This is a genomic window from Amycolatopsis sp. cmx-11-12 (assembly GCF_046269425.1).
In the GTDB taxonomy this organism is placed as follows: domain Bacteria; phylum Actinomycetota; class Actinomycetes; order Mycobacteriales; family Pseudonocardiaceae; genus Amycolatopsis.
On record NZ_JADNQM010000037.1, the window covers coordinates 8,511 to 24,885 of the forward strand.

The 16,375-nt window shown below is 70.6% G+C and carries 1 protein-coding gene (running past one end of the window); it reads left to right on the top strand.

All coding sequences use genetic code 11. From position 1 onward, the window contains the following. On the top strand, nt 1-16,375 hold the 5' portion of the coding sequence (locus tag ACLARN_RS35525; RefSeq protein WP_409495850.1) for a hypothetical protein. It continues 11,078 nt past the right edge of the window; the window shows 16,375 of its 27,453 coding nt (coding positions 1-16,375); the start codon lies at nt 1-3; its stop codon lies beyond the right edge, outside the window.

A 16,375-nucleotide genomic window follows, 5' to 3' on the forward strand; every position in this document is an offset into this window, starting at 1 on the left:
GTGCCCATCAAGGTCGATCGCAGCGACTTCGGCGACGTGCCGGAGTGGGCGCGAACGCTCCTTGAAGTGCTCGGCGTCTCGTGGCCCGCCGCCAACCAGCACAAGTTCCGCAAGTCGGCGGAGCTCTACGACGATCTCACCGGCAAGCTGACCGACCTGCCGAATTCGATCCACCGGGTCAAGCGGGGGATCGACGAGAGGCTGTCGATGCCCCAGGCCGGTGAGGCGTTCGACGCCAGTATGAAGCCGCTCACCAACGGTTCGCCGAACCTGATGGACGAGCTGGCGACCGGCACGAAAGGCATCGCCGACGGCTGCCGCAAGATCGCGTTGGACGTCGAGTACGCCAAGTATTCCGCGATCGGCCAGCTTTTCCTGCTCGCCTACGAGATCGCGATGGAGTACGCCCTCGCGTCCGTCACCGCCGGGGGGTCGCTCGCGAACCTCACCTGGCATTACGCCCTCACCCGCGGCTATCTGCTCACCCTGTTCAAGATGCTCGTACGGGCGATCGTGTTCGAGACGTTCATCGGGATCACCGGCGGGCTGCTCATCGACGCCGCCGTCCAGCGGCTCCAGAAGGAACGCACCGAGTGGGACGACGATGCCACCACGCAGACGCTGATCTCGGGCGCGGTCGGCGGGGTGCTCGGCGGCGCCGTCGGCGAGCTCGGCGAGAAGCTGGGCCGCAAGATCGCCGGGCTGCTGGGCCGGGACTTCGGCAAGATCGCCACCGACGACCTGATGAAGCTGGTCAAGGATCTCAAGCTGCCGGGTGGCGGAGACCTCCCCGACAACTGGCTGCGCGACGTCGGCCGGACCTTGACCGACCGGGCGGGCAGGCAGCTCAGCGATCCGGCGTCGGCGTTCACGAAGCGGTCGGTCAACGGTTTCAGCGACGAGATGGCCGACCGCTTCGGTAAAGCGTTCGGCAAGACCCTCGGCGACGACGCGGCCCGGCAACTCGGCCGCGATTACGCGCGCACGTTCGTGGACAACTGGAGCAAACACGGCCTCGACGGAACGGGGGCGTTCAACGGCAGCCTGCACCGGGTGCTCGATCCGTTCAGCGACAAACTCGGCAAGGACGTCGTGCGCACGTTCGCCGACGACGTGCCGGATGTGCTGTCCCGCAACGTGGGTGACCGCCTCGGCGGCAACCTGGCGGCGAAGGCCTTCGAGTTCAGCACCGTTTTCCTTTTCGAGGGCGTGTCCGGGGTGATGACCCAGGCGGCCATGGCGGCGATCACCGGCGATTCCGTGTCCGCGGAAGAGTTCGGGATGGGGTTCGTCGGCGGCGTGGTCGGCGGGGCCGTCAGCCACAAGATCGAAGGGATCGGGGAGAAGGGGCTCGACGCGGCGGTCACCTCCATCAAGGAGAAGTTCGGGAGCATGTTCGACGGCGGGAGCCCGTCCGGCACCGTCCCGGCAGGGCTCTCACTGGACACCAAGAGCGGGTCGGACGCCGTCACGGTGCCGACGGGAACCACTACAACGGCCACTCCCGAAGCCAAAGCCGCTCCCGAAGCCAAGTCCTCCACGGAGACGAAGTCCACTTCGGACAGTAAATCGGACGTCAAGACGAGTTCGGCGGCCAAAACGACCGCGGACGTCAAGCCGACGGAGTCGAAGACCGGGCCCGCGACCGTGCGGACCACCTCAGACGCCAAGTCCGCCCAGCCGGACGAGGAACGCCCGCGCACTCGCCCGTCCCCGCTGCGCACCACTTCCACGGAAAGCCAGGCCGCGCCGATCGCGCCCGTCCAGGTCGAAACAACAGTGGCCGAAACAACAGTGGCCGAAACAACAGTGGCCGAAACAACAGTGGCCGAGACGACCACTACCGAAACAACCACCACCGAGACGACGACGATCGAGCCGGAGCGGGTCGCCGTCACCACCGAATCGGTCGCCGAAATCCCGGCGAACGACGCTCCCGTCGAAACGCAGGCGGAACCGCTCGTCACCGAGCAGGCCGAGATCGTCACTGAAATCACCGAGACCGAGCAGACCACCGAGACCACCGAGACCACCGAGACCACCGAGAACGACGAGACCGAGGAGGTCCTGAAACTCGCGGACCTGCCGCCGTTCCTCGCGGACGGCCAGGCCATCGGGTCCGCGCCGGTGCTCGACGTCGAAGGGGTCGGCGAACTCCGCGACGAGCTGGCCCGGCTCGTACCCGGCGCCACCCCGGATCAGCTCGACGCGATCGGGAACGCCGTTAGCGACGACTTCGAATCGGTGTTGAGCGGTCTGCACTTCCCCGTCCGCACAGCCAAGGGCTGGCGCGAGATCCGGGTGCGGGCCGCCCTGCGCGGCGACCCGGTGAGCGAGCCGCGGGAGAAGACCAAGGCGGATCTCACGGTCCAGGGCGGCACGTCGACCGCGGAGAACCTCGCCGTCCTCCACGCCGGTGACCTCGGGATGACCGGCACGGTGCAGGCGCCGGTCGGTCCGTATCTCACGGTCGGCGGCAAGGCCGCGCTGGCCGCCCCCGGTACGGCGCAAGTCGTCGCGATGTCCACTGTGGACCAGCGCGCGATCCGGTCCGGTGAGGGCTCCCGGCAGGTCGCCATGGCCGTCGAGTTCACCGTCAGCGTCCACGACCGGGCAGGCGCCGAGATCGGCAGGCCGAAACAGGTTCCGGGCCGGGTCACCCTGCGGGTCCCGGACGATCTGGTCCGGCTCACCCCACCGTCCGGGCTGACCGCGAAGAACCTGGACGCCGACGTTGGGAGCAAACTCCAGAATCCGGTGCCCGAGGCGGTCACCGACCTGGGGGAGGTGTTCTCCAAGGCCGCCGGCCTGCTGCACGGGTCGGTCACCGAGTTCGGTGCCCCGGGCCGTGACGCGTTGCGCGCGTTCCTCGGGACCGCGAGCCTGCGCGAGAACTTCGGCGCCATGCTGGAAGGCTGGGTCGGTTCGGCCGCGCTGCTCAGCGCGGACGGCGGACGGGTGGCCGCGGTTCGGATGAAGGCCGTGCTGACCAAGGCCGAACTCGTCGGCCCCACGACCGAGACACAGTTGCGGCTGCACGAGTCCGCGACCACCAGTTCCTCCCTTTCCGCCTCCACCAGGCGCGGGTTCGACGCCTCGGTCGCGTTCGGCTACGGGGCGGGTGTCGCGGGGGCGCGCGTCGCGGGCGGTCTCGGTACCGGCTTCTCCTCGCGGAACGTGGACACGGCCGTGTCCGGCCGGTCCTCGACCGTGAAGTCGGGGATCCAGCTCAAGGGGGACATCGGGCTCTACCGGTTCGATGCCACGATCGTGGTGCAAGGCCTGGACGGTGAGGAAGTCACGACCACGGCGGCCGTCTACGCCAGGGTGGGGATGGCGGAGGCCGCGGCGCGGGGACTGCCTGTGCCGGAGGGCACCGGTTCCGGGCTCACGGGGGCGTCGGAGAAGAAGTTCCCGCCCGCGCATCTGGCGTCGGGGCTCGCGGCGGGCAATGTGCGGGTGGGCGAGTTCGACGGCGCCGAGAAGGTGCTCACGGAGATTCGCGGCAAGCTCCGGAAAGCGGGCCGGTACGCGGATCTGCTGCCCGGCTGGGGCGGCGAAGAGGACGGTGTCGCGGCGAAACCCGCGAACGCGGCGCGGACGCTGGAGATGCTGGCCAACGAGCACCGGTTGCAGGCCGCGTTGTCCCCGTTGGCCTTGCGTAACCGGATGGACGCTTTGCTGGGCGCCGGGGTGTCGGTGACGCTCAAACGCCAAGGAGCTTTCCGGCAGGACTACGTCACCGTCACGGTCCGGCTGGAGTCGAAGTCGGCCGAGCATGTCGGACGGACGAAGGGCCGGGTGGTCCGCAACGCCACCACGTCCGGTCCGGCGCTGGGCGCGTCCTCCGCGTCGAACAAGGGCTGGACCGCAGGGCCGGAGGGCAAGGTGACCTTCGGGGCGGTGGGGACGGCCGCGGTGAAGTACGGCCGTGGCGGCGGTACCCGCACCGGAGCGGGACCGGTGGTCGAATCGACCTATTTGAACATCGGTAGCCCGGATTCGGAGGTCTTCGAGCACAAGGGCCGGTTCGTCGTCTCCATCACCGGTTTCTCCCGTTCGCAGGCGATGGTCCGGCAGCTGCTGCCGGGTCTGCCGGGGACCCAGGTCCCGGACGTCCGGTCGATCTGGACGACCCCCGACGAATCGGACGAGTACCTGCTCCCGGCGACCTTCACCCTGTCGATGTCGGACAGTGTGACGCTGCCCGCCGACCCGGCACGGTTCGCGCCCGGTGCCCCGAAGGTGCGAACGCTCGACCCGCCGCGGTCGATCACCGGTCACCTCCAGGCACTCGCGCGGCCCGAGGTGAGCGAATGGGTCGGCGTGGAGACCATCGTGTACACCGAGCACGTCAGCGCGGCGGCGATGGACGCGCTGGTGGAGGCCTCGGACGGCGACCGCGCGCTCACCCTTCCCGGCAGTGACGCGTGGACCAGCGTCCAGGCGATGCTGAGCAACCAGAACATCAAGGCGGCGTTGCGGTCGTTCACCCGCGGTGCGCTGAGCACCGACCTCGTCTATTCCCGGCGGCTGGCCGACCGCGTCGGCAGGCTGGGTGTCGTCGCGCGGCTGAGCAACCCCACCTTCGTCCGGGTGGCCGACGACGCGGGCGCGGAACGTTCCACCTCGGGTGGCTACCGGTTCGAGAGCGGCAAGAGCAAGAGCAGCGGCCCCGCGGTGACCGTCGGTGTGGCGGGGACCGGTTCGGCGAGCGGCGATCCCGACAGCTCCGGCACCGGTGGCGTGTCCGGCAAACCGTGGGCGAAGACGACCACCACGGGCGACGTTCTCGACATCTCCGCGACCGTCGACCGCAACGTGACCACGGCGGCCGGTACGCCGCGGGTGCTGGCGCGGTTCGACATCGCCTTCACGGTGCTCGCGGAGTCGCGGCAGCAGACCGCCGTGGTGCGCCCCGACGCCAGGGGCGCCGCCCGGTTCGTGGACCTTCCCGGCGCGGCCTTCGTGTGGCTCACCGAAGAACAGGCCCGCGAATACGGTCTTCTGCCCGCCAAGCCGACGGGTGCCCGCGTGCGGGAAGAGCGGCTCGCGGCGCCCTTGACGCTGCCGACGGGGAAACCGGGCGCGCTGGGGCTCGGCGCCGTCGAGCGGCTGCCCGACCTGTCCGGTCTGGTGCCGGAGCTGTCCGCGCGGCTGGCCGAGGCCAAGGTGCCGCTGCTGCCCGGCGTCTTCTTGAACGACGCGATGAACAACTGGGCGAGGCTGACCGACCTCGTCTCGCCGGACGGCGTGCAGGGGCTGGTGGACAGCGCGCTGGACGGCGGCATCCCGCTGCACGCGCATCTGCCGAAACTGTTCACCGACAGCGGTTACCAGGTGCTGCTGACCGCGCGCACCCTTGGCGAGCCGCGGTTCCGCGAGGTCGTCAACGACGGCCGGACCGTCGAGCACAGCACCGCGCGCGCGATCCGGACCACCACGACGGACGGTACGGCCACGTCGTGGTCGGTCGCGTTCCGCGCGGGCGGGCAGGAGAAGTTCCGCGATCCCGGTGGCGCGACGGTGACTTCGGTCGGCGGCGCGATCACCGGCGGTGTCGGCGCCATCAAGATGACCAGCACCAGCGAGGTCGCCTCCAAACAGGAAACGCTGCTGCGGACCGGTACCGGACCCGCCGCGCGGTTCGACGTCCCGATCGAGTTCACGCTCGAGATCCGGCGCGGCGGCGAAACCGTGGCGTCCGCCAAGACCGGCGAGCGGACACTCGGCGTCCGGCTGCTGGCCGACAACCTGACCGCGGACACGAAGGCCGACAAGAAGAAGCCGTTACCTGACAACGATTCCGGGCCGTCCCGGCGGTCGCCGGACGACGCTTCCCCTGCCGCGTTGCGGAAATGGCGACAGGGCAGCGTGGCGAAGCTGCCGGAAATGGCGTCGGTCGAATCCGTGCGCGCCGCCGCGCGGCTGCGCGAACTCGTGCGGGACACGCTCACCGTGGCCGGCGCGGACGGCGGGATCACCGGCTACGGCACGGGCACGATCAACGCCCTCTGGTCGACACTGAGTCCTCAGGTGCTGCAAGCGTTCCTGCCGTCGATGACGACGGCGAGCCTGCCCGTGCCGGCCTTGCGCGAAGCGGCCGTGCTGCGGGGCAAGCGCGCGAACGTCGAGGTGCACGCGCGTCTCACCACACCCCGCCTGGTCGCGCTGAGCGACGGCGTCAACCTGGAGAACCCGAAGAACGCGACGGTGGCGCGGTCCGCGGAGCGGAAGGTGGTCGAGGTCGGCGAAGTGGCCGTCGCCGGACCCTCGGCCATGCCCGTCAACGAACAGGCCAACATCGGAGGCCTCGTCAGCGGCGTGGAGACGCGCTGGACAGGTGAGCCCGCCGACGCCACGGTCGACGGCACGACCGTGTCCGCCATCGCGAACCTCAAACCGGTCGGCCGCACCGCGCTGGTGCGGTTCGACGTGGACTACCGGATCGTGGTCGAGGTCGGCGGCCGCACCGAAGTCGTGGACCTCTCGGTGCCCGCTTCCGCGGACGTGCGGATGCCGATCGCCGATCTGACCGACCTCCCTGGGCAGAAGGTGCCGCGCGTACTGAAGTCACGTCAGGCGAGGGTCGCCAGGACGGCGAAGGCCTGGCGGGACGCCGAGGTCGGCGCGGAACGCCATCGCTACCAGGCCGAGCAGCTGGTCAAGCAACTCGGTGTCGGCATCGACTGGCGCGCCACGGTCGACGCGGCGCGGGTCCGGCGTCCCGGCACACTGGAGGAACGGCACCACAGTTTCGCCCGCGAGACCGAGAAAGCCTTGCGGGAGGCCGAAACCCTCGCCGAAGCCGCGCGACTTCAGCTCGACCGGGTGACCGCGGCCGACGACGCCGCCGAGGCCCTGCGGTCCGGTCTGGAGACCGATCTCGACGACCTCGCCCGTGGCGCGCGGGACGCGGCCCGGACGTTCCAGGTGCTCTCGTCCGAACTCGCCGCGGCCAAGCAGCGCCTCGACGTCGCCGACGGCTTGGACGCCAGGCTCATGGCGTACGACGAAGTACAGACGCTGACCCGGGACCGTGCCGAGGCGAAGCAGCGCCGGAACCTGTACCGGGACGTCCTCCAGGAGCAGCGGCAGACGCTGGCCGACGCGGACGCCGCCGTCACGGAGGCCCGGGAGCAGCGCGCCGCCGCGACCGACGAAGTGGCCGCGTCCCAGGCGGTCCTGCAAGCGGCGTGGCTCGATTTCGCCGACACGAAACAAGACGCGTGGTGGCTGGCGAAGGGCGCGCTGGACGCCGAGTTCACCCGGCTGGCGGCATTGCCGCGGTCTCCCGAGGACGAGGCGTGGCGGCACAGCCGGGCCACCGACGCGCCCTGGTTCACCGTGGCGAATCCGCTCGACCCGGCGCAATGGGAGCCGAAGCGGGCGACGACGCCGAGGCGGGCGGTGTCGACCGAGACCGCCGACGTGCTGACCACGCTGCTCACTGAGGACGCCAAACGGTACGACGGGGTGATCCGGTACGGCGTCAGCCGGTTCGAGGTCGGCGGACGCGGCGTCGCCGAGTTCACCGTGCCGATCAACCTCGTGCCCGGCCCCGGTGTCACCGGCGAACAGCTCGCGCGGCTGCGCGAGCGGGCCCGCGCCGGCATCGAGGCACTGGTCAACAAGCGCTACGGCCTGCCGAACGGCGACCAGTTGCACGTCCGCGTCGAGTTCACCGACGACCGGCTCACCGACGACGACGGGGCGCTCCGGTACCGCGCGTACGACGTGGTCGTCCGTGACGACGAACGCACGACCCAGACCACCTGGCGATCCGACGCCACGCAGGAGGAACTGGCCCACGAACTGCTGCACTACCTCGGAGCCGCCGACGAGGAACACGACCGGGACCGGGTCTTCCTGAGCCGCGAGGACGACGGCACCTCCGGTGTCGTCACCGGCGACGGCAGCGTCATGGGCGCCGACGTCGTCAAACCCGGTGTGACACCGAAGCTGCTGCCTCGCCACACCTGGATGATCCAGCACGTCCTGCGGAGCCAGCTGGGGCCGGGGGCCCGCCTCGCCGACCCCGGGCAGGACGCGCTCCCCGGTGTCCCGCGACCCGTCGAGACCGAGCAGGGCCCCGGACTCACCGATGTCCAGCGGGAAACCCTGACCCGGGAGCGCCGTGAGGTCGTCCAGGTCGGTGGTGACACCGTCGCGTCGAATCTGGTCGAGGCGATCGTCCAGACGTCGGCGCCCGATTCCCCTTCGCGTCAAAAGGAATTGCGGGACCTCGGAGCGTCTCTGCGCCACGCCACGCCGAAGGAGGTGGCCTTCGCGCTGGACGTCCGGTTGCGGGTGCTGACCGAACGCGGGACGACGATCCGCCTCGGCCCCGCCTACGGCGATCCGGTGCGCGTGGTCCTGTCGTCTTCGGCCGACTTCCTGGCGACCCGTCGCGTCGCCACGCCAGTGCACACCGGTCTCACCAGCGAACAGCGGGATGCCTTGACCCGGCTGGGGAAAGCGGTCGTGCCGGTCGGCGGCGAGCCGGTCACCGGGAATCTGGTGGCGGCCATCGCCGCCACCGTCGCGCCGGGTTCGCCGACGCGGCAAGCGGAGCTGAGGGCGCTCGGGGCGACCTTGCGGAACGCGACCGCCGAGGAGGTCGCCGAAGTGCTGGACGTCCGGCTGCACGTGCTGGGCGAGGACGGCGAGGACACCGATTTCGGTCCCGCCGGCAGCCGTCCGGTCCGTGTCGTCCTGACGCCGACGGGTGATTTCCAGGCGACTCGCGACGCCGAGACGAGGCCGTCGACCAGGCCCGTCCCGAACCGGCCCACGGCCGAGGTGGCCGCGCCCGCTGAGCCCGAGGTACCGAACACCACCGAATCGGAACAGATTCCGGCCGAGGGAAGTGAGCAGCCGCAGGAATTCGTCGCGCTGGGCTTCCGCGACCGGCCGACGAACTTCCGGCTTGACGAAGCCGCGTCCGTGGCCATGACGGGCGCGAACAACGAGGTCGTCGGGACTTCGTTCCCCAGCAAGAAAGGCGACGAGCGCGTCGCCAATATGTGGGCGTCGAGGAGCACGACCCGGCCCGTCCGGGAGTACAACGTCCTCATTCCAGCTCCTGCGCAGTCGCCGGAAGCACAGCCGGTTCCGTCGGCAGCGCAGCCGGTCAAGTCGGTCACCCGGCAGGCCCCTTGGGCTACCGAGGACGCCGCCAGGCAGCCGATCTTCGTCTACCTGCATTCCGGTCCCGAAAAGTTCAAGATCAAGCTGGCAGGCCGCACCCTCCCCGTCCGAGTCGAGGGTGGCGTCCTCGCAGAGCTGGTCCTCGACGACGCCGGTTTCCGGCAGGCGATCGAGGACCGGCCCGAGGCGCCGATCGTGTTGCTGGCCTGTGAATCCGGCAAGCGCAACGAGCCGGGCGGAGGTGGCTACGACTTCCGCCGGGTGCTGCGGGAGCGGGGCTACCACAGGACTGTTTTCGCGCCCACCGAGACGATCAACCTCGTCCCCGTGCTCGCCGACATCAACGTGGACAAGGAAGGCGTGTTCGTCGAGATCGCCGAACACCCGCACGAGGTGGACGAGCCGATCATTCCGGCCGTTGACACCACGGAGGCGAGTGCTCCGGTCGTTGACACCGTGGTCAGCTTCGCCAAGAGGTCACGGGTACTGGACGCGGACGCCCAGTCAGCGGCCGAGCGATTCGCCGCGTGGGCATCCGCGGCGGCCGACGCGATCGTGTCGCGCAACCCGCAGGCACAGCCCTCCATCCGGCTCACCGGCCATGGCAACGCACTCGTCGGCGGCTCCGACACGGCACTCGCCAGGGCGAACGCGGTGGCGGAGGTGCTGCGGCCGCTGCTGACCGGGTCACCCTTGACGATCGTCCCCGTCGCCGCCGACCGGAACAGCGTCCCGCCGCTGGTCTCGGCCGACCCGGCGGCGCGGCGGCGCAGCGTGACCATGGCGCTCGTCGAGAACGCCGACGACACCGTTCCTCAGCTCGGGTTCCAGCCTGGCGAAACGGTGACGTCCTGGCTTTCCCGGAAGGCGACGCTGTTCGGTCAACCCGCGGACCTCTGGGCGTCGTCCCCGCTGGTCGCCTGCATCGAGCTGCACCGTCAGGTCGGTACGTCGCGGGTGCAGACGATTCTGATGCGGCTGTCGGTCGATCCCGGCACTCCGGCGCCGAGGCGCGCCCAGCTCGTCGGTGCCCGGGGCCACGCCTGGGTCGAGTTCGTGTTGCCGGGCCACGACAACGAAGCGATCGGCTTCCACCGGACGGGAGTGCGGTTCCAGGACGTCGGCCACACCGCCGCCGCGAGCTACGAGGTGTGGATCTCGGCCGAGGACGCGGTGCTGGCCTTGGATCATTCGCTGCGCCATCTCGGGGTCGAGCACCGGACACTCTCGTTCAACGCGATGCATTTCGCCCGGGGGCTGGTCGAACGCGTCTCCGGCGAGCCCGCCCCGTCGGCGGGCTGGCTGGCGACCGGGCCCGGCGACCTCGGCAAACGGCTGCGCGAGATGATCGGTGCCGCCGGGCCGACGGCCGACATCGGCCCGCTGGACCCGTACGTGGACGTTCTCTTCACCTCCGGCGCGGATGCCGTCGAGGGAGTCGCCCTCGGTGAGCTGCGGAGGTTCGTGCGTTCGGTCGTGGACGAGATGGGCACTCCGCCGCCTGCCGGTGCACGGATCGAGATCGTCGTGAAGCGCGGGCAGGACACCGCTCTGGCCGAGCGCCGGGAGCGGAGCCTGGCGGCCGCGCTGAACACCGTCCTGCGGGCGGCCGAGGCGGACCACGGCGTCGACCTCGGTCACCTGCGCGTCGTGACCCGGTCCCAGCAGGACGACACGAGAGCCGAGTCGGCGACCCTCGGTTTCGTGCGGACACCACCGGCGGACGGCACGATCCCGGCCGGGATGACGGTCAAGAGCTGGCTGAACGACCGGGTGCCGGGAACGCAGGTGCGGCAACGTACGGCTACGCAGTACCTCATGACGTCCGATCTTCTCGACGCCCTCGACCGGATGCGGCTCTTGAACGCGGATCGGCCGGTCTTCCGGTTCCTGGTGAAAACCCGGCACCGAGACCTGAGTGTTCAGTACACCGGCCACGCGTGGATCGAGATCCACGACCCCTTCGGCGGCGAAACACTCATCGACTTCGCGCCGGAGAATCCTCCCTCGCCGCCGTGGGCGACGGTACCGGGCACGGTCTACGCGGGCCGGGCGCGCGACAAGCCCACCACGTACAGCGCCGAATACCTGGCGAGCGCGAACGACATCATCCGTGGGCTGGAGCGGGTGATCGCTCTCTCGGACCGGCAGTACAAGCTGATGAGCAGCAACTGCACGACCTTCGTGCAGGACGTGTACTCGGCCGTCTTCGGGGCACCCGCTCCCAACGCGGGCCGATGGGTGCAGGGGCCGACCGATCTCGAGCGCACGCTCCGCCGCCATTCGTCGCACATCACGGCCCGGCCGTCCGATGTGCCGTTCCCCACCGCGCCCGCCCCGGCCGCCCAGCCGCGTCGCGCCGACCCGGTGCCCGCCGCGAGCATCGTGGCGGGCTACCACGCGAGCACCGCCGACCTGCCGCATTTCCGCTTGTCCGACAACGACTTCGACACCGCGCTTGCCGAGTTCTCCAGGCTGGCGGGCACGGGTGACCTCTCGTTGCCTTCCGGTCCCCGGTTCGGTGACTCGTTGATCCGGCTGAACGACGCGCTCGCGGCGGTGGACGCACAGGCCGATGTGGCGGCGTCGGCCGCGGAGAAGTCGCTGCTGAAGCTGCGCGCACGCCGGGCGCGGGCGCTGGCGAACGACGCCGTACTGCTGTCCGCGACGGTGCCGACGCGCGACACGGCTCTGGAACCGCTTTCACCACAACGAGTCCAGCGGATGCTGACCGAGGTCGCCGCGATCCTCCACAGTGGACGAGACCCGTTCACCGATGCGGGTTCCCCGTGGCACGGTCTCGACTACGACCGGAACGCCCCGTTGCCGCGCAGGCTGGTCGAACTCGTCCTGATGGACACCCCGCCGGCCGTGGCCGGGGCCCTGTGCGACGATCCGCTGTTCCAGGATCTGCTGACCGACCCGGAGGCGCTGGCCGACGCGCTGTTCACCGCGGCAGGCGGTCTTCCGGCGGCGTTCGCGGCGGCGGCGCTGGACGAGAACGGTGTCCCGCCGTCGGCGACCCTGACCAGGGTGCGCGGTGCGGTCGTCCGGCGGCTGGGGACGGCCGACCTGGACGTGGTGACCGAACTGGCGGCCGTCGAGAACGCGGGACGGGCGCTGGAGAACACGAACGCCTCGCACGACGAGCTGGCGGCGCTCGGCGACCGGTGGGGTACCGCCATGCGGGCGCTCACCGGCGACGGGTCGGGCGCGGTCGCGCTGCTGCTCGCCGCGCCGGTGCCCGCCGATCCGGAGCTGCGGATCGCGGTCGGCGGGGCACCGCGTCGTCCGGTGGCCCGCCCGGCAGGCAGGTCGTGGTCGCGGGAAGACGCGCGACGGATCTGGTGGCAGACGGCGGATCCGGCCGTGACCGTCGATCACGTCGTCACGAACCCGGTGTCCCGCCAGGACGTTCTCGAGTCCGTCCGGCAGACCCCGGCTGTCCGTGTCCGGTCCGAAGACGGTGGGCTGAGCCGGAAGAAACGGCCGTGGCAGGCGACGATCGGCTACGACCTGCGCCGGTTCGAGGTCGCCCGTGACGGCGAGCCACCCACGCGGGTGCGGCTGCACACTGTCCGGCTGAGGCTGGACGACCCTGGACGGTCCGAAGTGGACACCGCGGCCTTCAAGGCCAAGGTCGAGTCCTCTGTGGACACTTACTTCAATCAGGGTCACCGGCTCCCTGACGGCGACCAACTGCTGGTGGAGGTGGAGTTCACCGACCGCGAGGACGCGCACGGCGAGGTCTTCGTCACCGTACCGGGCACTCCCGTCGATCAGCGGCACTGGCCGTCGGACGGGACCGAGGTCCAGTTCGCGCACGAGATCGGGCACTTCCTCGGCCTGTACGACGAGTACTTCGTCGATTCACTGGGCGGTACCAGGGACACTCCCGTCTTCCAGCACGTCGACGGCGCGGGCCGGGTCGCCACCGGGCCGGGGCTGATGACCGCGGCGCCGGTCACGACCCCCGACGTCGTCCTCGAACCACGCAACCTCCACCTGCTCTGGGACCGCACCCGTTCCCTCGTCGGCGACGATCCCCGGCCGTCGCCGCCGCCTCCGCGAAGCACCGAGCGAGAGCCGGGTTTCCTGGCCACGGCCGAAGACGAGCGGGAGTTCCGCGCCCGGCCGGAGATGGCCGAGTACCTGGAGCAGGTTCCAGGGGTCCTGAAGGAACATCCGCATCTGGCATCGACGGGTGTCGCGGAACTGGCCGCCATCCGCGCCTACTCGCACACGCAGTACAGCGCCATCGACAACTACCTGACGAACGCGGAAAGCCCGAAGTACGCGGCGTCGCTGACCCGGCTGCTGTCGTCCGCGGTGACCCGTTTCCCCGCTCGCCACACCGGATCGGTGACGCGGGTGATGAGCCTGCCGGTGGCGGCCGCCAAGGAGCTGTTCAAGGTCGGCGAGCGGTACGCCGACCCGAGCTTCTTCCGGGCCATGCAAGGCGGGAAGCGGCTGTTCCCGGAACGGAAGGTCGTCGTCAGCGCGCTCGTCCACGACGGTGCGTCCATCTCGTCGGCGTCCAACCGCTCCAGCGAACGCGAGGTGCTGCTCCCGCCGGGGACGGCGTTCGAGGTGCTCAAGGTCGCGGAGGTCGGCGACGAGCTGCACGTGGAGTTGCGTCAGGTCGAGGCCACGCCCACCCGTATCGCCCCGCCGTTCGCGGGGTCCACCGGGCCGGGGCCGGAGCGGGACGGCATCGAAGACCGGCTCGCGCTGGCCAAGATGATCAGGGAGGCGCCGGAACTGGCGTCGGACCTCGCGACCCGCGACACCCGGGCGTACCGCGACCAGGTCGTGCGATCACGGCGACGAGCCGGGGAAGACGCCACGGCGCGGAGCGAGATCACGGTGACCACGTGGCGGTCGGCCGCCGAGCTGGCCGCGTACTGGCCGGGCGGGACGATCGTCGAGCCGACGATGCTGGTCACCGGGGGGCGATCGGGCAACGTCACGTTCGTCATCGACGGCCCCGCCGTGACAGGGCACGACAGCGACGGCGCCGAGGTCAGCGTCCTGCCGCCCGGCTTGACCTACCTCGTCACCGAGGTCTCCAAGGCCGCCGAGTGGCACGGTCAGACGACGATCCACCTCCGTGAGGTCGAGCCGGTCGCGGAACTCACCCCGACGGCACCGGGCTTCCCCACGATGCCCGATGACGACTACACCACGGCGGACGAGCTGGTGGCCGGCCTGCTCACCGATCCGTCCTTTATGGACACTCAAGCCACGCCGCCCGCCGCCGCACCGCGATGCCCGAAGGATCCGGAGGTGCTGCTCGCGGCGGCGGCGGACAAGGACGTGTTCGTCGACGTCGGCTATCTCGAGATGTGCTACGCCCTGTGGCGGACCTCGGACGAGCCGCTGTACCGGTACGCCCCCCAGCCTCCGGAAGAGATCTGGGAAACGGGATTCCCGCCCCTGCACACGCGGGACAACGATCTGGTCGGCCGGATCCTGGCGGACAAACCGACGATCTACGTGTCCACGACCAGGTTGGCGAACCTGCACGAGGCTCCCGACGCCCCTTCCGGGCGCTATCGGTACCGGTACGAGATCGCGGCTCCCGGCGGGGTCGACGTGAACCAGAGCGACGCGCGCAGCGACTTGTACGAGCACGAGGAGGAAATCGCCTTCCCCGGCGGGATCGACCGGCGGTTCATCCGGGGTGTGCACCTCATCGAAGACGGTGTCCTCGGCGAATTCGTCCCGAATCCTCATTTCACGGGAACGGTCGAGAGCGCGGGCGGACGGGAACAGACCGCCGAACTGACCAAGAACGTCGTCCGGGCCCTCGCCGACGGACTGCGTGAGCGAGACGGCGACCTGCACCTCAACGCCGTCGAAGCGGTCGTGAACGAGCACCCGGATCCGGGTCTCGTATGGCACGCGGCGCTGAAGTTCATCGCCGACAGTCCGGAGCTGGCGGACCAGGTCCGGTCGATCACGTTCCAACGGCGGGACGGCGCCGGGTCGCGGGCGGTCACGCTGCCGGACGCCGTCTGGGGTCTGCTGAACTTCCCGGGACACTCGGTGGAATCGTCCGGCGACGAGTACACCGAGCCGGTGACGATGGCGCCCGCGCCCGACCTGGCCCCGGAGCCGTCCGTCCACAGTGAACCGGGCCCCGATCCCCGGGCCAGCGTGAAATTCGCCGCCGAGAGCGCCGAGCTGACCGCGGAAATGGACGCTCGCCTGGTCGAGCTGGTGGACAAGGTGGCCGGAAGTCTCCGATCCGGCCGGACGGTGGAGGTCCGGGTCGAGGGACGGCCGGGCAACAACCCGGTGCGGTCCTCGGCGCGACGAGGGAACGAGCGGGTGGCCGCGGTCGCGGGCCGGATCGGCCGATTGCTGACCGAGCGCGCCGTCAGCGACGACGTGACGATCGTAGAGAAGGTCACCGACGGGCCAGGACGTGGCTTGCTCGACCGGAGCGGGACCCCCGCGTTCCAGGCTCGCCGGACCGTGCACGTGTCGGCGGCCTCGATCGGCGGCACCCTCACCGAGGCCTGGCAGCGGGACGCCGCCCAGCGGCGGCAGATCCTCGACGATGACGCGAACGGGCACCCCGGCCCGGATCCCGCCCGGACGGCGGTTCCCGGCTTCCCGGGGACGCGGGGCGAGGCGTGGGCGAACCTCCTCGCCGCCCGCCAGGAACTCGGCCGGGCGGAGGTCGCGCACGCGGAGTTGACGGCCCGGCTCGCGGAGGGCGGCGGCGGAAGCTCCCGTGACGGCGAGCGTCTCCCGGCGTCAAAGAGCACGCTCCGCGCGGCACGGGACCGCGTCGAGCGCGCGACCGCCGATCTCCGCGCCTGGGGCAACGAGCCGCGGCGGCTGGACAGGGCGTATCAAAACTGGCACGCGTCCTCGGAGAGGGAACGTCCCCGGCTGATCGGCGGGGCAGGCGACCAAGAGCCGGCCGGACGGGAAACCGTTGCCAGGCACCGTGTCGAGTTCGCTCCCGAGTCGGCGGCCTTGACCGCGACGACGGAGGGCGACCTCGGCGGGCTGGTCGACAGCGTCGTGGGCCGCGCCTTGCTCGGCGGGACGCTGGAGATCCAGGTCGTGGGCCGGACCGGGAACAATCCGGTCCCGTCGGCGGCGAGCCGTCGTGGCCGGGAACGGGTCGCCGCGGTCGCCGACCGGATCACGGAACTCCTGGCGGCACACCCGGTCGGCGACCGCGTGACGGTCGTACAGGAGATGACCG